This window comes from Pseudomonas sp. NPDC087690, from assembly GCF_044743175.1.
Classification (GTDB): Bacteria; Pseudomonadota; Gammaproteobacteria; order Pseudomonadales; family Pseudomonadaceae; genus Aquipseudomonas.
In genome coordinates this window covers 1-22840 of the sequence record NZ_JBIUVX010000037.1, presented here as the reverse complement: position 1 = coordinate 22840, position 22840 = coordinate 1, and the positions used below count along the sequence as shown (strand labels likewise).

Below are 22840 nucleotides of genomic sequence, written 5' to 3'. Positions count from 1 at the left end.
CGGGGGGTCGTGCGTCGAGGCCGTCGCGTCCGAGCCCGCGAGGGTCCCGGGGGGTACCGTTATCGATCCGGACATGCGCGACGAGCTGCACGTGACTGTGGTTGCCACCGGTCTGGGCGCGAAAATCGAGAAGCCTGTGAAGGTCATCGACAACACCGTTCATACCTCCATGGCTTCCGCCCAGGTGCAACAACCGGCTGCGGCCCGTCAGGAAGCGCCAGCGGTCAACTACCGTGATCTGGACCGTCCGACCGTCATGCGCAACCAGGCTCAGGCCGGTGCTGCGGCTGCCGCGAAGATGAATCCGCAAGATGATCTGGACTACCTGGACATCCCGGCATTCCTGCGTCGTCAGGCCGATTGATGGAATGTATCAGGGCTATGAAGGTGATTGGTGTTCAGCAAAGGCATGGTCTGCTATCATCGCCAGCCTTTGTTGATACCAGTTCGCAATTTGCGCTGAAGCGGCCCAAGCCATGATTAAACAACGCACACTGAAAAATATTATCCGTGCCACAGGTGTAGGCCTGCACTCCGGTGAGAAGGTCTATCTGACCCTCAAGCCTGCGCCTGTCGACACTGGCATTGTGTTTTGTCGCGCTGACCTCGACCCTGTGGTGCAGATTCCTGCCCGCGCGGAAAACGTCGGTGAAACCACTATGTCGACGACGCTGATCAATGGCGACGTGAAAGTGGACACGGTAGAGCACTTGCTCTCGGCCATGGCTGGCCTGGGCATCGATAACGCCTACGTCGAGCTCTCCGCGTCCGAAGTCCCGATCATGGATGGCAGCGCTGGACCCTTCGTATTCCTGATTCAATCGGCAGGCCTGGAAGAACAGGACGCCGCCAAGAAATTCATCCGCATCCTGCGTGAAGTGACAGTGGAAGACGGCGACAAGCGCGCCACTTTCGTCCCTTTCGATGGGTTCAAGGTGAGCTTCGAGATCGATTTCGATCACCCGGTATTCGGGGACCGCACCCAAAGTGCAAGCGTGGATTTTTCCAGCACTTCGTTCGTAAAAGAAGTCAGCCGCGCCCGTACCTTTGGTTTCATGAGTGATATCGAGTACCTGCGCAAGCACAACCTCGCACTCGGCGGCAGCGTTGAAAACGCAATCGTGGTCGATGCCGATGGCGTGTTGAACGAAGACGGCCTTCGCTATGAAGACGAATTCGTCAAGCACAAGATCCTCGATGCCATTGGCGACCTGTACCTTTTGGGTAACAGCCTGATTGGTGAGTTCAAAGGCTTCAAGTCCGGTCATGCACTGAACAACCAGCTGCTGCGCAAGTTGATTGAGCAGACAGACGCTTGGGAAGTGGTGACGTTCGAAGACGCCAGCACCGCACCAATCTCTTACATGCGCCCGGTTGCGGCGGTGTAAGTAAAAAACCTCTCTAGTTTTTTGAAGGCCATCCTTGGATGGCCTTTTTTTATGCCCTTGGTTTTTGTGTTGCCTGGGCCGGCCTCATCGCGAGCAGGCTCACTCCTACATTTGGAATGCATTCCCCTGTAGGAGTGAGCCTGCTCGCGATAGGGCTGGTGAAGCCAATACATCTATCAGGCAGCCACCACCACCCGGTTACGCCCACCTTCCTTGGCCTGATACAACGCCTTGTCCGCCGCAAACAGCAACTGTTCCAGCGTCATCTCGCTCGCCGCCGTCCACGTCGCGATGCCAATACTCACCGTCATCGGCCGCTCGGCCCCATCGACCAGCGGCAACTGCTCCACCGCCTGACGAATATGCTCGGCAATCTGCTGCGCGCCATGACCGTCGGTCTCGGCCAGAATCACTGAAAACTCCTCGCCGCCATAACGCGCGACCAGATCCGCCGGTCGCCGGACATTTTCAGTGATGACACGGGCCAGCGTCTTCAGCGCCAGATCTCCGCCCTGATGCCCATGTCGATCATTGAACGCCTTGAAGTGGTCGGCATCGATCATCATCACCGACATCGGTTTGCCTGAGCGCTGGGCGCGGAACCATTCGTGACGCAACGCCTGATCGAGCATCCGCCGATTGGCGACGCCAGTCAGCGCATCGGTAGCGGCCAATTGCGCCAGTTCGTGCTCGGCGCGCTGACGTCGGCGCAACTCACGGGCCAGCAGCCAGGTCAGCCACAGCAAACCCACGCACAACACGCCCGTGGCACCACTGATCAACAACGCGGTGCGGCGCCAAGTGCCGAATACCTCATCGCTGGACAGCGCGACCATCACGATCAACGGCAGATTGCCGACCCGCGAATAGGTATAGAGACGTTGTTGATGGTCGATGCTCGAAACGCTGTTGAAACTGCCATTGCCACTCCTGTCGCGCAGTATCCGTATCACGTTGGGTCGGTTGCCGAAGCTTTTGCCGATGGAATCGCTTTGCAGATAGGGCTTCTGCGCCAGCAGAACACCGTCGTTATCGATGATGTTCAGCGTGCTGTCTTTACCGATGTCGAGGCTGTTGAACAACTGATCGAAGTAGTCGAGTTTCATCGACGCCACGGCCACACCGGCGAACTCACCGGTTTGCGAGGAAATACGCCGACTGAAGCTGATGCGCCACTGGTTGGCCTCGTCGCAGTCGCAACGGGTCTTGAACGGGCGGCTGATAAACATGCCGACATCGCGATTGAAGGCGTGGGCGAGGAAGTAGTCGCGGTCGGCGAAATTGCCCGGTTTCGGTTCGACCCGCGAAGAGTCGGCGAGCACGTCGCCGTGTTTGTCGAGGAGCAGGATGTCGCCCTTGAAGCGTGCCGTGGTCGAGCGGTCGAACAGCGCCAGATGGCGGATCTGCGGCGAGACATTTTGCAGGTCATCACGCTGGGCGGCGGCGATCAGACCTTGCAGCGTCAAGTCGTACAACTCGACCGTGCGCAGCACATCGGCGTCGATCAGTTGCGCAATGGTGGTGGCGCTGCGGGTCGCCGATTCCTGCGCGTTGGCGTGCTCACGGATCAGCAGGAAGGTGACGATGCATAGAATCGCGATCACGGTCAGCGAACTGCCGCAGATCAGCAGCAACTCGGGGCGTCCGGTCTTGCCCGCAACGGGTGGGGTACGGCTCGCGATCATGATTGGATATCGGTTGGAGGGAAGTCTTATAAGCGTAGTTGCACGAGTTCAGTGACGGTATTCCACTGTGGGAGCGAGCTCGCTCCCACAGGGTTGGTAATTGTTTGAGCTATCGGAGTCAGTCTGCAGTCAGCTTAGCGCCGATCTTAGAAGACGTTGATCGGGTAGTCGATGATCATGCGGTATTCATCTGTGTCCGAATCAATTGCACCGTAACCGTTGCCGCCACGGTTGCTCGCCCATTGCAGGTGCACCGCCAGATCCTTGGCCTGACCGCTCTGCACGACGTATTTCAGATCGAGGTCGCGTTCCCAGTGTTTGGCGTTGCGGCCATCGGCGCTGTACCAGTTGGAATAGCCTTTGCTGTCGGCGTCGACCTTGGTCAGGTCCACAGTGCCGCGCGAGTAGGAGACAGACGAAGTCAGCCCCGGCACGCCCACGCCGGCGAAATCATAGGCGTACTTGAGCTTCCACGAGCGTTCGTTCGGGCCGTTGAAGTCCGAGTATTGCTGCGAGTTGTCGAGATAAACACTGTCACCCTGGCTGATGTAGTCGAATGGGGTGTTGCCGTTGACCCGCTGATACGCAGCAGTAACGCTGTGGCTACCGATACCCACGGTGAAATGCAGGCTGTAGGTGTTGTTGTCGATGTTGCCCAACAGCGCATCACCGGTGTCTTGCGTGTGATAGAAGTGCAGGCCCGGGTTGAGGCTGACCAGATCGTTCAACTGCCAGGTGTAATCCAGGTCGTAGTAGTACTGGTTCCAGATGTCCTTGAGCTCAGAGGCATAAAGACTGCTGGTCAGTCCTTCGACACCGCTCCACGCCACACCGGCCCAGTTCAGGTGCTGGCTCTCGTCGCCATCTGCCAATGTTCCGTAGGACGTGCCGATGCGTGTGTGACCGCTTTGGTTGTAAGGCTTGGTAAAACTCGCTTGACCACCTTCAATCAACCAGCCATCGAAGCTGTGATTGCTCAGGCTCACACCACGAAAGGTCTGCGGCAGCATGCGCGTTTCACCGCCGGCGATCACCGGGTTGGCGAGAAACAGGTCACCGGCCTTCAATTCGGTATCGAATGCGCGCATTTTCAGTGTGCCGCCCGCCGTGGAGAACGTGCCCGGCGCTTTGCCGTTACCGTCGCTGACCGGCAGGATGCTCGAGCCGTCCGTGCCGCCACCACCGTCGAGTTTCAGCCCGAGCATGGCGTGGGCATCAATGCCGAAACCGACCGTGCCTTCGGTGTAACCCGATTTGAATACGCCGAGAAAGCCCTGGCCCCACTCGATGTTGTCGTCCGCTTTCTGCAAGCGGTTGCGATTCATGTAGTAGTTGCGGGCGTTGAGGTTGAGGCTCGAACCTTCGACGAAGCCTTGTTTGGCAGGCTCATCAGCCTGAGCGGCGGGCACAATCGTTGCGGCAATTGCAATGAACAGCGGGGTGAAACTGACTGGGTAACGCACGTGCAATGGAGCTCCTTGGGTCAACTGGCGCCTCTATATTTTGAGGCGCTCGATGTTTCTTGTTGTTACAGACGAACCAAACGGCTTTCAGACCACAACGAAAAAAGGCCGCTGAAAGGCAGCGGCCTGGAATGACGACGGTTGAACGGGAAGAGCCAAACAACCGCGTCGAGGGAAACGTTGGCGCGATGCGCGACTCAGCTGTCTTTCTCGGACGCTTGAATCTGGGAAGTGGCAGCCTGCGGGGCTTGCGAGGCATTTTGCGCCTTGGCCATCACTTCAGCCTCATACTGATCGTAAGCCTGAGCGCGAGCGACGTTGTGCGCTACGAACGACTGCGATTCTTCAGCCATCGCCATCGGCGACAGGATCAATGAGGACAAAACGAACGCGCTGGCAATACCCATACTGTTGGACATCTTGAAAACCTTCTCGCTTGGCGAGTGCTGTTTGGTGCGGGCAAAGATAAGGTTGCCGGGCGTTGGGAAACAGCGTGATTTTCATAAATGACTGTTACAGCAAGAGCAAAAATCACCCCCTCACCCCAGCCCTCTCCCCCAAGGGGGCGAGGGGGAAGGGAGCAGATCTCCATGCTCTTCAAAGCCTGAGTTCGACTGGATATTTCAATGCCAGTCAAAAGCCCCTCACCCCAGCCCTCTCCCGGAGGGAGAGGGAGCTGACCGAGGTGTCTGGCGTTGTACATCGACCTGAAAGATCCAGTCGATTATGGATTCGGTGAATCAAGATCAGGTCGGTGCACATCTGCAGCATCCCCCAATCAGTCCCCTCTCCCTCTGGGAGAGGGTTAGGGTGAGGGGCTTTTCAGACCGGCAAATAAATCCCGAAAGTATTCATCCCCCGATCACTGCGCACAAACACATCCCCACCATGCATCAGCGCAATCGCCTTGACGATCGCCAGCCCCAGCCCATGGTTATTGCCACTGTTACTGCGCGACGCATCGACCCGATAAAAGCGCTCGAACAAGCGCGGCAAATGCTCGCTGGCAATCGGCGTTCCGGGGTTGGCAACACCGATACTCACCTGATGCTCTTCAACCTCAATAAGCACCTCGATCACCTGTCCCGGCCCGGTGTGCTGCACTGCATTGCTCAGCAAATTGATCAGCGCCCGGCGCAAATGCGCGACCTCGATCTGCACCAGCGCATCACCGCTGACTTGTACTTCAACCTGTGCGTCTTCAAGGATGAAATCCAGATATTCCAGCGTCGTTGCCACCTCATCCGCCAGCGAAGTGGACGTGAGTTTGGTCGCCTTGTTGCCCTGATCGGCACTGGCCAGAAACAACATGTCATTGATGATCGAACGCAGCCGCTCCAGCTCTTCAAGATTGGATTGCAGCACTTCGAAATAGTGTTCGGCAGAGCGCCCACGGGTCAGCGCCACTTGGGTCTGGCCGATCAGATTGGTCAGCGGCGAGCGCAGCTCGTGGGCGACATCGGCGTTGAACGATTCCAGCCGCGAGTAGGCCTGCTCGACCCGTTCCAGCGTCGAGTTGAATGAGTCGACAAACTGCTCCAGCTCCGGTGGTAGCGGCGACAGACGCAAGCGCCCGGCGCGTAGTGGTGGCGCCAATCGCTGAGCCTCGTGGGACAGTTTGATCAACGGCTTCAAACCAATTCGGGCAACCCAATAACCCAGTGCAGAAGCCATCAGTACACCGACAATCGCCAGCCCGATCAGCGCGATCAACAGGTTGTGCTGCGTCTCATGAAACGTCTCGGTATCGATACCGATCATGAAGCGCAGCGGTGGGCGCTGATCCTTGGCCGGAAATTCACTCACCAGCGCTTTCAGTGGATAAGGCTGCCCCGGCAATTGCAGATCGCGCATGCCCAGCGGCCCATTGGTGATCTCGCGGATCTGCGGCGTAAGGTTGCCGTATTCGTATTGCGGATCGCCGCTGCTGATCCAGAAACTGATGCGCTTGTCTTCTTCGCCGAGCAGCTTGAGTTTGTTGTTGATCTTCACCCAGTGTTCGGGCGTACCGAAGCGGCCAACGGTGGATTCGAGCACGCTGTAACGCGCATCCAGCTCGGCTTCCGGGAGCAATCCCAAGCCTTTGTCGACCTGCTGATACAACGCGCCGCCGATCAACAGAAACACCAGCAGCGCCACCAGCGTGAACATCCCGCTCAAGCGCAGGGCAATCGAGTTACTGGACACCACGGCTCTCCAGCACATAACCCATGCCGCGAATGGTGTGCAGCAGTTTCTCGTCGAATGGCCCGTCGAGCTTGGCGCGCAGGCGTTTGATCGCCACTTCGACGACATTCGCGTCACTGTCGAAATTGATGTCCCAGACCATCTCGGCAATCGCGGTTTTCGAAAGGATTTCACCTTGCCGACGGGCGAGAACGCTGAGCAGGGAAAACTCCTTGGCCGTCAGATCCAGTCGGGTTCCGGCGCGGGTGGCCTTGCGGCTGATCAAATCTATCCACAGGTCGGCGATGCTCACCTGCACCGGTTCATGGCCGCCACTGCGTCGGGTCAGCGCTTGCAGGCGCGCGACCAGTTCAAGAAAGGAAAACGGTTTGCCGAGGTAATCGTCGGCACCGTCGCGCAGGCCTTTGATGCGGTCTTCGACGCGCTCGCGGGCGGTGAGCATGATCACCGGGGTTTGCTTGCGCGCACGCAATGCGCGCAGTACGCCGAAGCCATCGAGGCCCGGCAACATGACGTCGAGGACGATCACCGCGTAGTCGCTTTCCAGCGCCAGATGCAGACCCTCGACACCGTCGCGGGCCAGATCCACGGTGTAACCCTGTTCCGTCAGACCGCGGTGCAGATAGTCCGCGGTTTTTTCCTCGTCTTCGATAATCAGAACGCGCATGACCCGCCTCAGTCTGTGGTTGCTAGCGCTGGTAATGGCGCGGGCTTAGGCCGATGGAACAGCCGCTCAAGCCATAAGTATATGACCGGCGTGGTAAACAACGTCAGCATCTGGCTGACCAGCAAACCGCCGACCACCGCGATCCCCAGCGGCTGGCGCAATTCGGCGCCGGTGCCGTAACCGAGCATTAGCGGCAGCGCGCCGAGCAGGGCGGCGAGGGTGGTCATGATGATTGGCCGGAACCGCGTGATGCACGCCTCGAAAATCGCCTCCTGCGGCGACAGGCCTCGATGGCGCTGCGCTTCGAGGGCGAAGTCGATCATCAGGATGCCGTTCTTCTTGACGATACCGATCAGCAACACCAGCCCGATCAACGCCATGATCGAAAAGTCCTGACCGCAGATCCACAGCATGATCACTGCGCCCAAGCCTGCCGCCGGCAGCGTCGAGATGATCGTCAGCGGGTGCACGAAGCTTTCATAAAGCACACCGAGAATGATGTACACCGCCACCAGCGCCGCGAGAATCAGCCACGGCTGACTGGCCAGCGAACTCTGGAACGCCTGCGCCGCGCCCTGAAAATTGCCGCTGATGGCGGTGGGCATGCCGATCTCGGCCTTGGCCTGATTGAGCAGAATTACCGCATCACCCAACGCCACACCGGGCGCCAGGTTGAATGACAGGTTGGCCGCCGGGAACATCCCATCGTGGGCAATCGACAACGGGCCAATGGTCGGCGCGTCGAATTTGGCCAGCGCCGACAGCGGCACCATCTCGCCACTCAGCGGTGAGCGCAGGTAGAAATAGTTGAGGCTTTCAGCCTTGCCGCGTTGTTTTGTATCCAGTTCCAGAATCACGTTGTACTGGTTGACCTGGGTCTGGAATTCATTGATCTGCCGCTGACCAAAGGCGTCGTACAGCGCCTCGTCGACATCGCTGGCGGTCAGGCCAAAACGCGCAGCGGCGCTGCGGTCGATGCTGATGTGGGTGATGCTGCCGCCCAGTTGCAGATCGTTGGAAATGTCGCGGAACGCCGGGTTGCTGCGCAGTTTTTCCGTGAGGCGTTGCGTCCAGGTGGCGAGTGTTGCGCCGTCATTACTCTTGAGCACGTATTGATATTGCGCGCGGCTCGGGCCAGAGCTGAGGTTGATGTCCTGGCCTGCGCGCAGGTAGAGGACGATGCCGGGGACTTTCATCAGTTGCGGACGGATGCGGTCGATGAACTGGCTGGCGCTGACGTCGCGGTCGCCGCGTTTTTTCAGGGCGATCCAGAAGCGGCCGTTGGCGATGGTCTGGTTGCTGCCGGAGACACCGACTGAATGGGAAAACGCCTGAACCGCCGGATCGGCGGCGACGATTTCGGCCATGGCCAAGTGTTTTTTCACCATGTCGCCGTAGGAAATATCCGCCGCGGCTTCGGTGGTGCCGAGGACGAAACCGGTGTCCTGCACCGGGAAGAAACCTTTGGGGATAAAGATGTAACCGCCGATGGCCAGCGCCAGCGATAAACCGAACACGCCGATCATTAATTTCTGATGGGCGAGGGCGCGGCGCAGGCCTCGTTCGTACCAGCCGAGCAGGCGTTCGCTGAAGCCCGGTTTGGTGTGGGCGTGGTGCACCGGTTTACGCATGAACAGTGCGGCGAGCGTAGGCGCGAGGGTCAGCGACACCACCACGGAAATCATGATGGTCGAGGTCGCGGTCAGGGCGAACTCCTTGAACAGCCGCCCGACCACGCCGCCCATGAACAGCAACGGAATGAACGCCGCCACCAGCGAGAAACTGATCGAGACCACGGTGAAGCCGATCTCGCCGGCGCCCTTGATCGCCGCTTCGCGCATATCGTCGCCGGCCTCCAGATGCCGGTGGATGTTCTCCACCACCACAATCGCGTCGTCAACGACGAAGCCAACCGCGACGACGATCGCCACCAGCGTCAGGTTGTTCAGGCTGAAGCCGAGGATGTACATCAAAGCAAAACTGGCGATCAGCGACACGCCGAGCACCGCCGAAACAATCAGGGTTGCCGACAATTGGCGCAAGAACAGCGCCATCACCGCGACCACCAGCAGGATCGCGATCAACAGGGTGATTTCGACTTCATGCAGCGAGGCACGAATGGTCTGCGTGCGGTCGATCAGGGTTTTCACCTGCACCGAGGCCGGCAGCATCGCTTCGAGGCCGGGCAGGGCAGCTTGAATGCGATCAACGGTTTCAACGATGTTGGCGCCGGGCTGGCGCGAGATCACCAGGTTCACCCCCGGGCGATCACCGGCCCACGCTTGCACGTAGGCATCTTCCGAGCCGTTGACGACTTTGGCGACATCGCGCAGGTGAACAGGGGCACCATCCTTGTAGGAAACGATGAGTTGGCTGTAGTCCTCGGGGTGGAAGAGCTGGTCGTTGGTCGACAGCGTGGAAATGCTCGATTCGCCGTACAGCGCACCTTTGGCGAGGTTGAGGCTGGTCTGCTGGATCGCCAGACGAATGTCGGCGAGGGTCAGGCCGATCGCCGCGAGTTTGTCTGCCGAGGCTTGTACGCGGATCGCCGGACGTTGCTGACCGGTGATGTTGATTTGGCCTACGCCGTCGATCTGACTGATCTGACGCGAGAGCAGGGTTTCCACCAGGTCGCTGAGTTCGGTGCCGGGCATTTGTGTCGAGCTGACGCTGAGGATCAGCACCGGGCTGTCGGCCGGGTTGACCTTCTTCCACGTTGGCAGGGTCGGCATGTCCTTGGGCAGTTTGCCGGCGGCGGTGTTGATCGCCGCTTGGACTTCCTGGGCGGCAGTGTCGATGCTTTTATCGAGGGTGAATTGCAGGGTCAAAAGGCTGGAGCCCAAGGCACTGCTGGAGGTCATCTGGGTCATGCCGGGGATAGCGCTGAATTGCACCTCCAGCGGCGTGGCCACGGACGAGGCCATGGTGTCGGGGCTGGCGCCGGGCAACTGCGCGGAAACCTGAATCGTCGGAAATTCCGCTTCCGGCAGTGGGGCGATTGGCAAGCGCGGGAAGGCAATCAAGCCGACCAGCACCAAAGCGATGGTCAGCAGAATCGTCGCGACCGGGTGATCGATGCACCACGTGGAGACGCCGTTGTGCGCCTTCATGGTTTCGGCTCCGCTTGCACCACCTGCGCCGGTTCGGTCATCACTTGTACGGTCGAACCGGGTTTGAGCCGCGACTGGCCGTCGGTCACCAGCACGTCACCGGCCTTCACGCCTTTGATGATGTCCTGACCGCTGCCTTGGTAAACCATCTGCACTTGTACGGCTTCGACCTTGTCGCCATTCACGCGGTAAACGAAGTGTTGGTCGAGGCCACGTTGTACGACGGTGGGCGGGACGACCAACGCATCTTTGTCGAGGGCTGTCTGAATTTTTACCGTGACCAGCAGTCCGGGCCAGAGCTTCTGGCTGGCGTTGGCGAATTCGGCCTTGGCGCGGATGGTGCCGGTGTTGGCGTTGATCTGGTTGTCGATCAGGGTCAGGTGACCTTCGCCGAGCAGGTTGCCGGTTTCGCCGTCGGTATCAGCGCCGATGTAGGCCTTGACCGGTGCGCGTTGCGGGTCGCTGATCAGGCCTTGCAGGGTCGGCAGCATTTGCTGGGGCAGCGAGAACTCGACGGCAATCGGGTCGATCTGGGTGACGGTGAACAGGCCGGCGGTGTCGGTCATGCGCAGGAAGTTGCCTTCGTCGACTGTACGAATACCGACGCGGCCGGTGACCGGGGAGCGGATTTGCGTGTAGGAAAGTTGTACTTGTGCGGAATCGATGGAGGCCTGGTTGCCTTGGGCGGTGGCTTTGAGTTGGTTGACCAGGGCTTGTTGCTGGTCGTAGGTCTGTTTCGAGATGCCGTCGTCGACGGTGAGCAGTTTGTAGCGTTTGAGGTTGACCAGGGCGACTTGCAGTTGCGCCTGGCTTTCGCCCAGTTGGGCGCGGGCCTGGTCGAGGCTGGCGCGGATGGAGCGGTCGTCGATGGTGGCCAGCAGGTCGCCTGTTTTGACGAGTTGGCCTTCTTTGACGAGGATTTTGGTGAGGATGCCGTCTATTTGTGGGCGCACCACGACGCTGTGTAGTGAGAGTACGGAGCCGATGCCGCTGGTGTAGCGGGGGACGTCTTTTTCGCTGACCGCGATGACTCGCACCGGGATGGCGGTGGGGGTGGCGAGTTTGGTCGGGGCGGGTTTCAGGGCGTACCACAGACCTGCGCCTGCGAGGACGATCAATAGAGTGGCGAGCAGGGCTTTGTTCTTTTGGATTCGCATGCGGGGTGGGCGCCGGACGGAGTTTGGGCAGGGTTGTTGTCTTTATAAACCTGTCAGCGGGTCAGTAGGGTGACGGCTAGCTGTCAGCGCTGTCAGTTTCGTTGGGTACATATCCGTTGCTGCGGTAACGGCGGCTTATGGTTCCGCCCTTACGGCGGGTCACTTTTTCCAGACGCCGAAAAAGTAACCAAAAAGGCTTGCTCCTACGTGCGGCCCGCTCGCTGGGGCTCGGGGTTCCTTCGCTCCGTGATCGATCCGGGCGCAGCGCCTACGGTTTGCTTCGCTGCACCTCCTCTCGCTGTGTTTGGCTTCGCCAAACGGTCGCTGCGCTCCCACCCCCGGATCAATCCCTCCACTCAGCCTTCCGACGTCGCCCGTGGATCAAGATCAAAAGCAGGCGAGCTGACACTCGGCCTATTGAGTGGTGAAGAGCGGGTGTTCGGCTTTGGATTTGTGGTGGATTTGCCCCTCACCCCAGCCCTCTCCCGAGGGAGAGGGAGCCGATTTGTGTGCTTTTCAAAGCCTGAGTTCAACTCGGACTTTCACGTCGGCGTATCTCGCCCAAACACCTCGGTCAGTCCCCTCTCCCTCTGGGAGAGGGCTAGGGTGAGGGTTCGCTTTTGGCTGTTTAAATCCGTGTCAAATAACCAGAACCTTCCCACAAGGTTTTCAGGTTGTCCGTCGGACGTGCGCTCTCTAGTCTTTGGTTGTCGCCGAAAACTCGGCGATCGGGTGTGAGAACCCGGGCTAAGTATTATTCCAATACCAGTACCGTCATAATCGGCGCCAGCTGATTGCTGCCTGCATTTTTATGGCGGCTATGTACGGGCGGACTTCGGTCCGGCCGGAGGTTTTACTGGTCCTTGCCCGGTTTCTCACCCCGTACGTAGCTGCCACCCAATTCGCCGCGTGAGAAACGGTAATTGTTGGCTCCAATCAGTGAGGACTGAGTAAATGACTAAGCCCGTACCCGATCCACCCATCGATCCCACCACCCCACTCGAAGACGCCATCCGCGCCGACGACCAGATCAAAACCCGCGAAGCCATCAAGCGCGCCCTCGATTTCTACCTCTGTCCCGAACCGGTCAAACCGCGTCAGCCCAGTACGATGTTCCTCATCCATGCGAACATCGACACCGAAAGCCTGCTCGCCCACGCCTGCGAATCGCTGGCCTCAGCCAATGTCATGGCCGCTGATCTGGCTGATCAGCTCAGTCGCCCGCAGCGCAGTACGGCGCTGGCGATCCAGCAGATCGTCATGCTCGCCGAGCTGGCGGTAAACCGGGTGCTGGATCGGGTTGATCCGCAGACGTAATACGTCCGAACAGCGCGTCATCGTGCTTCGCGAGCAGGCTCGCTCCTACAAGGCGATCGCATTCCAAATGTAGGTGTGAGCCTGTTCGCGATGGCGATTTTTCTGTGGTCGCTGTCTCTGGAAATATTCTCAAGGTTGATAAGTCCCAAAAAGGGACCTATCGTTCCCTTTTTGGGACTCTTTGGCCTTCACAGTGGAAACTATCTCTCTAAGCGAAGCGCTGTTTACCACTACTCAACAAAAAGTGTTGGGTCTGCTGTTCGGTAAGCCTGACCAGACTTTCTATGCCAATGAGATCGCGCGCTGGGCGTGTGTTGGCAAAGGCAGTCTCATGCGTGAACTCGACCGTCTGCAGCGAGCCGGTGTGTTGCGCATGACGAGGGTGGGCAATCAGAACCATTACCAAGCCAATCCCACCTGTCCCATCTATGCCGAACTACTGGGCATCGTCCGCAAGACGTTTGGCATCGCCGAGCCTCTGCGTCAGGCATTGCAGCCATTTACCGAGCAGATCACCTGGGCGTTTGTCTATGGCTCCATCGCCAAGGACACAGCAAACACACTCAGTGACATTGATCTCATGCTGATTGGCGAAGGCCTGCACTACAGTGACGTCATGGAACGGCTCATGCCCATGGAGGAACAATTGGGTCGTCCCATCAACCCGACGCTTTACACCCCGCAAGACTGGGCGGCGAAACTGGCTGCGCACAACAGCTTTGTCGTGCGGGTGGTGCAGCAGGAAAAAATCGATCTGTTAGGGGCAAACCCTTTGGAGCCCAAGGATGGGCAGCAACGAGAGTCTGGAGAATCTTCTACGTAGCGGTGGGCTGAAAGCGGAGCCGCCGGATCGCAAGGAGTGCGAGGGCTTGATGCGCTCGGCCGTGGATCGGCTCAAGGATGCGCAAACTCCTTCTTTGTCTTTTTCCAGCCGTTTCGACTTGGCTTATAACGCAGCGCACGCGTTGGCGCTGACGGCGCTTCGATTGAGTGGCTATCGATCGGATAAACGCTATTTGGTCTTTCATTGTCAGGTGCATACGGCCCATATCAGCAAGGTTCAGGTGCGATTGTTCGCGTTGTGTCATGAGCGGCGCAATCTCGCGGAATACGAAGGGTATATGGATGAGGATGACGCGCTTCTGGCGCAGTTGTTGGAAAGCGCCTCGCAATTGTTGAGTAACGTCCAGCAACGAATGAACTGACATCCGGCATGGCTTGCGATCCTGATTAATCTCTTAAAGATCCTCCTCTATGAGCGGATACAGCTTGTATGGCTCAGGCCGCGCACGTCGCAAATCTCTCTGGGCCGCTCACCCCGGGAGTGTCTTGAAATGAAGCTGAAAACCGCTCTGCCGTCTGTGCTCCTCTTGCTTCCACTCACTACGTTTGCAGCGCCTGCCAGTCAATCCGGCGAGATCCGCTTCACCGGGCAGATCGTTGACTCGGGCTGTCAGGTCGGACCGGTCGGGGCGTTTGCGTCTCGTGAGTCTCGCCAGATCGAAATCAAGCCCGGCGTGAAAGTCGATGTCGACACCGATCGCAACGCTTGCAGTCATCAGGCGCTGCCGATTTCCATGCGTTACGAAGCGCTGAAGACCTCGACCGACAAAGGCATCGTCATCATCAGTTACCTGTAAACCGTTCGGCGTGCGCTGCAAATCTTCAGGTGCCCAACCTTGGCGCACAGGTATACTGCGCGCCTTCGCGGCTCACTGATCGGGCCCGACTTTTTGCTTTCCGGAGCTTTTATGACTTCCCCGACCCTGCCGCCGGTTGACGACGCTGTGAGCGATGTCCCGGCTGAACTGGCCGAAACCAGCGATACCAAAGCCGATATCCCGGCGTTCAAATTTCCGTTCAAGCCGGGCGAACTGGCTTCTGCCAAAGGCTCGAACCAGCCTTGGTACAAGAACGGCGCCAAGAACGGCCACACCAAGACCCCGGGCATGGCGCCGCCGGGCACCCGTCGTTCGATGGGCAAGCGCTGAGTTTTAATCCCGTCTGCGGCCATCGCTGTGATTTTTCATCACAGTGATGGCTAAGTGCTCAGTTCCTGGGCCAGATCAACGTTTAACCATTTGGTGCGCTTAGAGTCAGCAGCCCTGCCGACTCTTTCCAATAAAACGAGCGCGCTATCCCATGAAGATCAATCTCCCGGTGACCGGTCGCAACGTCGATGTGGCGTTGTATGAGGGGCGGCAGAGTCAGCGCAACTCCGAGGATGTGGCGAGGTTGGCCGGGGATTTAAGGTTGCTGGCGCGGGAGTTCTGGGCGCGGCGGCAGATCCGCGATTGAGGTTGCCTGCAAAGGCCCCATCGCTGGCAAGCCAGCTCCCACATTATTCTCGGGTGTTCACACAATTTGTGTACGCCACAAAACCCTGTGGGAGCTGGCTTGCCAGCGATGAGGCCAGTTCGTTCGCCGTAAAATTCTGATCAGGCCGCCCGCAACGAGATAAACGCGTATGTCTGCGCCGGCTCGGTCACCACTTGCGCCCCTGCCGCCAGCACTTGCCCGGCAATGTCATCTCCGGACACATGAAACAGCCATTCACTGTATGCGTCGCCCGGCGGCTGCGCACTCACCTGATCGATGACCGTGGCGAACGCCGTCATGTTCGGCAGGTAAGCGGTAAAGCCGTCCCCCTTCAGCGCCGTGGTACGAATCCCCAGCAGCCCACAGATAGCATCCTTGGTGCCGATGTCATCCCGATCCGCCTGGCGCGAACGTTGAATCAATTCAACCAGCTCCTGATCCACCAACTCACCGCCAGCAATCAACACCGGCCCCTGTTGCCAGGACTCCGGCGGGCAGTCCTTGGCAGCAGGGTTGAGCGGGATGTGCGGGTTGATTTCCGCCGGATAAATGCGACATACCAGCGGCCGCCGCTCGTAGATCCGGCACAGCTTGTCTTCGTCAAGATTCCGGCAGGGGCCGACGTTGTACGCGGCGAAGGTGATCGCCACATGGGCGTCTGTCGCGCCACTGCGAACGACCACGGAGCGACGTTCAGCGTGCTCACGCTGTTGCGCCGGCAAGCCCAGACCATTGCCGAGAAAGGCTTCGACCAGCACGATCACCTGACCGCCATCCGCCGCCCACATTCGGGCTTCGGCCAGGGTCAGAGGGACATGGTGGTCGGTGCAGCATTTGCCGCAGCCTACGCAGGAAAACGTCGTATTCATTGAGCGATCTGTCTTCAATCAAGGTGTGAAACGGTGACGGAAAACCACCGCACAGGCCCGGGTTGAAGCAAGTTGTGCGCCACTCACTTCGCTTTGGCGGTCGGACGGATCGAGTCCCACTCGGTGACGAAGGCGGTTTTCGACTGTTTGTTGTACAGACACAGTTCGGTGCCTTGCTGGCCCTTCATGTGTTTTTGCGGGTATTGGCCTTGCAGCAGAACGGCGGTGTAGCCGACGCGGTCGTCGAATTGTGCGGGTGTGCCGACGGGTTTTGGGTTTTTCAGACCACTGGCTTTGCTGCAACTGGCGAGTACGGTTTTGTCGTAGGCCGCCCAGGCGTCGGGGCTGGAGGCGTGGGCCTGGGAGGCGAGGGCGGTGAGGCAGAGCAGGCTGGCGGTGAGGGTTTTCATGATCAGGCATCCTGGGGCGTGAGTGGCCAAGGTTGGAGTGTGCCGGGGGTGAAAAGTTGTCTGGGATGGCCCCATCGCGAGCAGGCTCACTCCTACATTTTGGAATGCATTCCCCTGTAGGAGTGAGCCTGCTCGCGATGACGGACTTTCAGTCCGGCACCAACTCCCGGCGCACTACATACATCCCGGCACTTTCATACAAGCGCTGCGCCCGCCGGTTGTCTTCCAGGACCTTCAGATCAACAAACCCTTCGCGCCGTTGCTGAAACACCTTGAATGCATTTAGCAACAACGCCCGGCCCAATCCGCGCCCCTGCATCCGCGGATGCACCACCAGATTCTTGATATAGGCACTGGTCCAGCATTGCGCCACGCCGACGACAGCTTCGCCATCGCGGGCAATGAAGCACAGTTTCGGATCGTATTCAGGATCGGTTTCGAACTGCTGCTGCCAGGCGTCCAGCGCTGGGACTCGGCCGCCGCCTTCGTGATAACCGAGTTGCATCAAATGATGCACGTCCGCCGCCATTTCGACGGAGTACGTACACAGTTCAATATCTTGTGGCCAAGGTGCATCCGGCGCGTCCTTACCGAGGTCGCGCCGCATCAAAAAACAATACGTCTCGGCCAAGACTCAGTGCCCGTGTGCCGCGACGTGTTTGGCCGCTTCGATCAGGCAATGGGTCAGTTCCGGCGAGGAGAACTTGGTCAGCACGCCATTCGCTCCGGCCAGGCGCGCTTTCTCGCTGTTCATCGCGCTGTCGAGCGAGGTGTGCAGCAGCACGTACAAATGGGCGAAGTCCGGCGTTTCGCGCAGGGTGCGAGTGAAGGCGTAGCCGTCCATCTCGGACATTTCGATGTCGGAGACGATCAGGTTGATCTGCTGCGCGGTGCCTTGCAGGTCGAGCAGGCAGTCGATGGCTTCCTTGGCGCTGCGGGCGGTGTGGCATTGCAGGCCGAGGTTGCGCAGGGTGTGCACCGATTGCTGCAGTGCTACCTGACTGTCGTCGACCACCAGAATGCGCGCGTTGCCGAGCACTTCGGCGTCTTCCATGGTCAGGTCGGTCGGGGCCATTTCGATCTGCGCCGGGGCAATGCTGTGGATAACCTTTTCGATATCCAGCACCTGCACCAGCGTGCCGTCCACCGAGGTCACACCGGTGATGTAGGCGCGCGAACCGCCAGAGCCAAACGGTGGTGGCTTGATGTCGGTGGTCAGGCAATGGACGATTTTGCTCACAGCCTGGACGTGCAGGCCCTGTTTGGAGCGGCTGACGTCGGTGACGATCAGGCAACCGCCGTTCGGGTCTTCCAGCGGACGTTCACCGATGGCGCGGCTGAGGTCGATGACTGACAACGAGGCACCGCGCAGGGTGGCAATGCCTTTGACGTGCGGGTGCGACTCCGGCAGCTTGGTCAGCGGCGGGCAGGGGATGATTTCACTGACTTTCAGCAGGTTGATCGCCATCAACTTGCCGCTGCGCAAGGTAAACAGCAGAAGCGAAAGTGAGTCTGCGCGGGCTTTGGTGGAGGACATATGAACCTTCTGTGGAAAGGTGGTGGGCGAGGGTGGAAATCGCCAGAAACTATTGATGCCGGGTTATCGGCGTTAAAGGGGTGGGCTTTAGGTTAGTTGTCGGGTGGTGTGCAGATCAAAAGCCAAAGCCAAGCCCCTCACCCCAGCCCTCTCCCGGAGGGAGAGGGGGCCGACGGAGGTGTCAAACGTTGTACATCGACCTGAACGACCGAGTCGATTATGGATTCGGTAAAGCAGGTTCACGTCGGCGGACATCTCCAATATCCCCCAATCAGTCCCCTCTCCCAGTGGGAGAGGGCTAGGGTGAGGGTGTGCTTCTAGCTCTTCATGCCCAACCGCTTGGCCATCCGCCCAAGGTTCGCCCGATCCAGCCCCAATTCCCGCGCCGCACTCGCCCAGTTATCCTGATTCCGCTCCAGCGCCGCACTGATCAAACGCCGCTGATACTGCTCGGTCGCACTGCGCAAATCCCCACTGATCAGCGGCATCTCAGCCACGGCACCGACAACAGCCTCAACTGAGTTATCCACAACCTCACGCGGCAAATCCAGATCCGCCGCGCTCAAACTGAGGATCTTCGGTCGCACCTTGCAATTGCCCAGCGCCTTCAACGCACTGCGCCCAATCAAATGCTCCAGCTCGCGAACGTTCCCCGGCCACGTATAAGCGAGCAGCGCTTCCTGCGCATCGCTGTTCAGACGCAGGCTATTAAGGCCCATGCGCGAGCGGTTCTGCTCCAGAAAGAAACCACTGAGCAGCAACACATCACGCCCACGATCACGCAGCGCCGGCACGCGCAGCGGGTAGACGCTGAGGCGATGATAGAAGTCGGCACGATAGCGGCCGCTGCGCACTTCTTCGGCCAGGTCGCGGTTGGTCGCGGCAATCAGGCGCACATCGACTTGATGCTCCTTGTCCGAGCCCAGGCGCTGCAACTGTCCGCTCTGCAAAACCCGCAGCAACTTGGCCTGCACCGTCAACGACAATTCGCCGACTTCATCGAGAAACAGCGTGCCGCCATTGGCCAGTTCGAACTTGCCGCGACGGTCGCTGGTGGCGCCGGTGAAGGCGCCGCGTACGTGGCCGAACAGTTCGCTTTCGACCAGGGTGTCCGGCAGGGCGGCGCAGTTGAGGCTGATGATCGGTTGGTCGGCGCGCGGTGAGGCGGCGTGGATCGCCTGCGCCACCAACTCCTTGCCGACCCCGGTTTCACCGGTGATCAGCACGGTCAGATCACTGCCACCGACCAGATCGATTTCTTCCACCAAGCGTTTAAGTGCTTTGCTCTGGCCGATCATTTCGCGGTTCTGCTGACCGCTGGCCTGACGGTAAACCTCAGCGCGTTGATGCTCGTCATCGGCGCGAGTGGCCAGCCGTTGGATGCGCTCGGCGGCGTTGACCGTGGCCGAGGCGAGGCTGGCAAAGGCTTGCAGGGCGTCGAGTTCGATGGGTTCGAAACGCTCGGGATCGAGTGCATCAAGGGTGATCAGGCCCCAGAGCTTTTCTTCGACAAACAAAGGGCAGCCCAGACAGTCGTGAACTTCTAGATGATCATCGAGACCATCGACCAGGCCGTCGTAAGGATCGGGCAAATCACTGTCAGCGGCGAAGCGGGTCGGCCCGGCGCCGGCCAGCAGGATTTCGAAGCGCGGGTGTTCGCTGACTTTGAAGCGCCGGCCCAAAGTGTCGGTACTCAAGCCGTCCACCGCCAGCGGCACCAGCGATTCACCGTCGAGCCGCAACAACGCGGCGGCATCGCAGGGCAACAGCGCGCGCATGGCTTCGAGCAGGCGTCGGTAACGCTCGCCCTCAGGCAGTTCGCGGGAGAGGTCGGAAACCAGAGGCAGCAGGGCGGTGAGCAGGGATTTGGCGGTCATGGTCTTGTAGTCAAAGGGACACGATGTAGTCGAGATGACTATAAGTCTGTTTGAGTCGTTATGACTACTATACTTTCAAGTTATTGATTTATATGGATAAAAAACTTGGCATGAAATCTGATAAGCCTAAGGTAACTTTTCAAGAAAGCTCAGGAGTTGCTCTTATGCTTAGCGTCCAGGATCGTGCCATCGTCAAATCCACCGTGCCTCTGCTGGAGAGCGGCGGTGAAGCGCTGATCACGCACTTCTACCGCATGATGCTCTCTGAATACCCTGAGGTGCGCCCGCTGTTCAACCAGGCGCACCAGGCCAGCGGCGACCAGCCCCGTGCCCTGGCCAACGGTGTATTGATGTACGCCCGCCACATTGATCAACTCGACCAGTTGGGCGATCTGGTAGCGAAAATCATCAACAAGCACGTCGCTCTGCAGATCCTCCCGGAGCACTACCCGATTGTCGGTGCCTGCCTGCTGCGCGCCATTTCCGAAGTGCTCGGCGAAGAGATCGCCACCCCAGAAGTGATGAGCGCCTGGGGGGCGGCCTACGGCCAATTGGCGGACATTCTGATCGGCGCCGAAACCGCGATCTACGACCAGAAAGAACAAGCCGTCGGCGGCTGGCGCGGAGCGCGCGAATTCATCGTCGCGGCCAAGGTCGAGGAGAGCGCGGAAATCATCTCCTTCTACTTTGAACCTGCCGACAAGGGCCCGATTCTGGCAGCCGAACCGGGTCAGTACATCGGCATGAAGCTGATCCTCGATGGCGAAGAAATCCGCCGTAACTACTCGCTGTCGGCGCTGGCCAATAAAGGTCAGTACCGCATCAGCGTCAAGCGTGAACCGGGTGGTCGCGCATCGAACCATTTGCACGATCAACTGCATGTCGGCGCGAGCATTCAGCTATTTCCACCGTCGGGCGAGTTTACTTTGACGGCCAGCGACAAACCGCTGGTGTTGATCAGCGGCGGCGTCGGCATCACCCCGACGCTGGCGATGCTCGAAGCGGCGCTGGAAACCGAGCGCCCGGTGCACTTCATTCACTGCGCGCGCAATGGCAGCGTCCATGCGTTCCGCGATTGGGTCGATGGTCTGGCGGCGCGTCATCCGCAACTCAAGCGTTTCTACTGCTACGCCGAAGACGATGGCGTCAGCCCGGCGGCGGACAAGGTGGGCCTGCTGAGTCTGGAGCAGTTGGGCGAATGGCTGCCGGAGCAGCGTGATGTCGACGCGTATTTCCTTGGCCCGAAAGGGTTCATGGGCGCGATCAAGCGGCATTTGAAGGCGCTGGGTGTGCCGGAGAAACAGAGCCGTTACGAGTTCTTCGGGCCGGCTGCGGCTCTGGAGTAATCCTTAAGACCGAGTCGCCTTCATCGCGAGCAGGCTCACTCCTACAGGCGCAGTGGCGTACATGAGAATGGTGTACGACACAGATCCCTTGTAGGAGTGAGCCTGCTCGCGATGGCCGTTACACCATTCTGATTCGCAAAATATCCCTACAACTTAATGGTTCCTTAACTGCTTTATCGTTTATTCCCCCGGTGTAGACTTGCGACAACTTTCAGCCGTCGGCCGGCTGAACCATGGACATAAAAGGGAAACGCGATGAGCGAGGAAACGATTCGGTTGGGCCGTGAGCGGCGCTTTCTGGTGCTGTTGGGGATCATCTGTCTGGCGCTGATCGGTGGCGCGCTTTATATGCAAATCGTACTGGGCGAGGCGCCATGCCCGCTGTGCATCCTGCAGCGTTATGCATTGCTGCTGATCGCATTGTTCGCCTTTATCGGCGCGGCCATGCGCACCCGCCGCAACATCACCGTGTTCGAAGTCCTGGTAGTGATTTGCGCGATTGCCGGCGCCGCTGTGGCCGGCCATCACGTGTACACCCAGTTCTATCCGGCAGTGAGTTGTGGCATCGATGTGCTGCAGCCAATTGTCGACGACTTGCCGCTGGCGAAGATCTTCCCGCTGGGCTTTCAGGTCGACGGTTTCTGCTCGACACCGTATCCGCCGATTCTCGGTCTGTCGTTGGCGCAATGGGCGTTGCTGGCGTTCGTGCTGGTGGTGATTCTGGTGCCGCTGCTGACCTTGCGTAACCGAAAAGCACTGCGCTGAATCAACTAATCGGCAGTCTGGCCGATACAGAAAACGCCTCGATTTGCGTATCAGCATATCGGGGCGTTTTGCATTTCAGAGTGTTTGTGAAAACACCGTGACGGACGGCAAGTGAGGGTGTGGCAGATGTGCGACATGTTGTCACACACGCCGTGTCGCAGCGCTCTTCAGTGACACGGAATCGGTCGTTGTTACAAAAAAGGATTGGTCTGTTTCGAGGTTTTTCGGCTTTAGCACGAGAGTGCCAGAGCAGGCAGTTTTAACAAGCGCTGGCATATGGCCAAAAGCCTTGGGTTATCGGGGCTTGCGCTGTTCGAGGCGTCGGAAAAAGCCCTCAGAGCTGTCTGAACTGGGGCGGGTACACCTACAATTTTTGGTGTTTTTGTTGAGAATCGATTTCGATAACATGCGGAACTTTTGCAAAAATGGCGATGGATTGTTGCTCGAACGGATAAAAATTATTTCGGGATAAGACATGGTGTATAGGGCGCTACCTATCTACAATCGCCCGCACTGAATTCCCGGCACTGTTCAGCCTTTATTAAGGAACGCTTTTTATTAAGGCGCTGCGCAGAAAGTCGGGTGTCGAGTGAGTCGAAAGGCTTCCAAGACACCCAGGTGTCGGTGCCTTCCAACTTTCCGCACCAAATGGAATTGGTCTGTAACAAGGCCTTTGACCACGAATTCGAATAAGAACTGACCGCTGTCCCAGGTTTTGTCGAGCGTCTGACGCGCGACGGGCG

21 protein-coding genes and 1 pseudogene are annotated in these 22840 nt (G+C 58.9%); 10 read left to right on the top strand and 12 right to left on the bottom strand.

Annotated elements, in window-relative coordinates; all coding sequences use genetic code 11:
• Together ACIPIZ_RS24130 and lpxC are read left to right on the top strand one after the other, a co-directional pair.
• Positions 1 to 364 (top strand): annotated as a pseudogene (locus ACIPIZ_RS24130) (cell division protein FtsZ); the annotation flags it as partial.
• 112 nt (positions 365 to 476) lie between these two features.
• Complete coding sequence (gene lpxC, locus ACIPIZ_RS24125; RefSeq protein WP_401167877.1) at positions 477 to 1388, top strand: UDP-3-O-acyl-N-acetylglucosamine deacetylase; 912 nt, start codon at positions 477 to 479, stop codon at positions 1386 to 1388.
• A gap of 176 nt (positions 1389 to 1564) precedes the next feature.
• Here lpxC and ACIPIZ_RS24120 read toward each other — a convergent pair whose 3' ends face one another.
• From ACIPIZ_RS24120 to ACIPIZ_RS24090, 7 genes are all read right to left on the bottom strand, one after another.
• Entirely contained in the window at positions 1565 to 3073 is a 1509-nt protein-coding gene (locus ACIPIZ_RS24120) for a diguanylate cyclase (protein ID WP_401167875.1), read from the bottom strand.
• Between the two features lie 146 nt (positions 3074 to 3219).
• Positions 3220 to 4536: an OprD family porin gene (locus ACIPIZ_RS24115; RefSeq protein WP_253481941.1), complete on the bottom strand. Its 1317-nt coding sequence runs from the start codon at positions 4534 to 4536 to the stop codon at positions 3220 to 3222.
• A gap of 197 nt (positions 4537 to 4733) precedes the next feature.
• Positions 4734 to 4955 carry a hypothetical protein gene (locus ACIPIZ_RS24110; RefSeq protein ID WP_401167871.1) on the bottom strand — a complete coding sequence of 74 codons (222 nt, stop codon included), beginning with the start codon at positions 4953 to 4955 and terminating at the stop codon, positions 4734 to 4736.
• A 403-nt stretch (positions 4956 to 5358) separates the two neighbouring features.
• A complete protein-coding gene (locus tag ACIPIZ_RS24105; RefSeq protein WP_401167868.1) occupies positions 5359 to 6723 on the bottom strand; it encodes a heavy metal sensor histidine kinase in 1365 nt (454 codons plus the stop codon).
• Positions 6713 to 7390: a heavy metal response regulator transcription factor gene (locus ACIPIZ_RS24100; RefSeq protein WP_007916978.1), complete on the bottom strand. Its 678-nt coding sequence runs from the start codon at positions 7388 to 7390 to the stop codon at positions 6713 to 6715. Before ACIPIZ_RS24100 ends, ACIPIZ_RS24105 begins: the two co-directional genes overlap by 11 nt.
• Before the next feature lie 8 nt (positions 7391 to 7398).
• Positions 7399 to 10500: a multidrug efflux RND transporter permease subunit gene (locus ACIPIZ_RS24095; RefSeq protein WP_401167865.1), complete on the bottom strand. Its 3102-nt coding sequence runs from the start codon at positions 10498 to 10500 to the stop codon at positions 7399 to 7401.
• Positions 10497 to 11657 carry an efflux RND transporter periplasmic adaptor subunit gene (locus tag ACIPIZ_RS24090; RefSeq protein ID WP_401167863.1) on the bottom strand — a complete coding sequence of 387 codons (1161 nt, stop codon included), beginning with the start codon at positions 11655 to 11657 and terminating at the stop codon, positions 10497 to 10499. Before ACIPIZ_RS24090 ends, ACIPIZ_RS24095 begins: the two co-directional genes overlap by 4 nt.
• 954 nt (positions 11658 to 12611) lie before the next feature.
• On the opposite strand from ACIPIZ_RS24090, the gene ACIPIZ_RS24085 reads away from it, so the two are divergent.
• The 6 genes from ACIPIZ_RS24085 to ACIPIZ_RS24060 all read left to right on the top strand — a co-directional run bounded on the left by ACIPIZ_RS24085 (position 12612) and on the right by ACIPIZ_RS24060 (position 15272).
• Positions 12612 to 12974: a DUF6124 family protein gene (locus tag ACIPIZ_RS24085; RefSeq protein ID WP_105707246.1), complete on the top strand. Its 363-nt coding sequence runs from the start codon at positions 12612 to 12614 to the stop codon at positions 12972 to 12974.
• A gap of 193 nt (positions 12975 to 13167) precedes the next feature.
• Positions 13168 to 13797: a nucleotidyltransferase domain-containing protein gene (locus ACIPIZ_RS24080; RefSeq protein WP_401167860.1), complete on the top strand. Its 630-nt coding sequence runs from the start codon at positions 13168 to 13170 to the stop codon at positions 13795 to 13797.
• On the top strand, positions 13760 to 14179 hold the full coding sequence (locus ACIPIZ_RS24075; RefSeq protein WP_401167857.1) for a hypothetical protein: 420 nt from the start codon (positions 13760 to 13762) through the stop codon (positions 14177 to 14179). The genes ACIPIZ_RS24080 and ACIPIZ_RS24075 overlap by 38 nt, the downstream gene beginning before the upstream one ends.
• A gap of 129 nt (positions 14180 to 14308) precedes the next feature.
• Positions 14309 to 14614, top strand: a complete 306-nt coding sequence (locus ACIPIZ_RS24070; protein ID WP_105707241.1) for a hypothetical protein — start codon at positions 14309 to 14311, stop codon at positions 14612 to 14614.
• 111 nt (positions 14615 to 14725) lie between these two features.
• Positions 14726 to 14965 (top strand): hypothetical protein, encoded by a 240-nt coding sequence (locus ACIPIZ_RS24065; RefSeq protein ID WP_064392135.1) that lies wholly within the window; start codon positions 14726 to 14728, stop codon positions 14963 to 14965.
• Between the two features lie 151 nt (positions 14966 to 15116).
• Positions 15117 to 15272: a hypothetical protein gene (locus ACIPIZ_RS24060; RefSeq protein WP_163030272.1), complete on the top strand. Its 156-nt coding sequence runs from the start codon at positions 15117 to 15119 to the stop codon at positions 15270 to 15272.
• A gap of 140 nt (positions 15273 to 15412) precedes the next feature.
• On the opposite strand, the gene ACIPIZ_RS24055 is transcribed toward ACIPIZ_RS24060, so the two are convergent.
• The 5 genes from ACIPIZ_RS24055 to norR form a co-directional block, all read right to left on the bottom strand.
• The gene (locus ACIPIZ_RS24055) at positions 15413 to 16162 is read right to left on the bottom strand and encodes a YkgJ family cysteine cluster protein (RefSeq protein ID WP_105707239.1); all 750 of its coding nucleotides are present in this window, start codon (positions 16160 to 16162) and stop codon (positions 15413 to 15415) included.
• A gap of 83 nt (positions 16163 to 16245) precedes the next feature.
• Positions 16246 to 16572 (bottom strand): hypothetical protein, encoded by a 327-nt coding sequence (locus tag ACIPIZ_RS24050; protein WP_401167853.1) that lies wholly within the window; start codon positions 16570 to 16572, stop codon positions 16246 to 16248.
• A 148-nt stretch (positions 16573 to 16720) separates the two neighbouring features.
• On the bottom strand, positions 16721 to 17179 hold the full coding sequence (locus ACIPIZ_RS24045; RefSeq protein WP_401167850.1) for a GNAT family N-acetyltransferase: 459 nt from the start codon (positions 17177 to 17179) through the stop codon (positions 16721 to 16723).
• Between the two features lie 27 nt (positions 17180 to 17206).
• Positions 17207 to 18109 (bottom strand): chemotaxis protein CheV, encoded by a 903-nt coding sequence (locus tag ACIPIZ_RS24040; protein ID WP_008084803.1) that lies wholly within the window; start codon positions 18107 to 18109, stop codon positions 17207 to 17209.
• A gap of 317 nt (positions 18110 to 18426) precedes the next feature.
• Positions 18427 to 19986: a nitric oxide reductase transcriptional regulator NorR gene (gene norR / locus ACIPIZ_RS24035; protein WP_401167847.1), complete on the bottom strand. Its 1560-nt coding sequence runs from the start codon at positions 19984 to 19986 to the stop codon at positions 18427 to 18429.
• A gap of 164 nt (positions 19987 to 20150) precedes the next feature.
• On the opposite strand from norR, the gene hmpA reads away from it, so the two are divergent.
• Together hmpA and ACIPIZ_RS24025 are read left to right on the top strand one after the other, a co-directional pair.
• A complete protein-coding gene (gene hmpA, locus ACIPIZ_RS24030; RefSeq protein WP_401167845.1) occupies positions 20151 to 21332 on the top strand; it encodes an NO-inducible flavohemoprotein in 1182 nt (393 codons plus the stop codon).
• A 255-nt stretch (positions 21333 to 21587) separates the two neighbouring features.
• Positions 21588 to 22097: a disulfide bond formation protein B gene (locus ACIPIZ_RS24025; RefSeq protein ID WP_064392125.1), complete on the top strand. Its 510-nt coding sequence runs from the start codon at positions 21588 to 21590 to the stop codon at positions 22095 to 22097.
• The last annotated feature ends 743 nt before the right edge of the window (positions 22098 to 22840 follow it).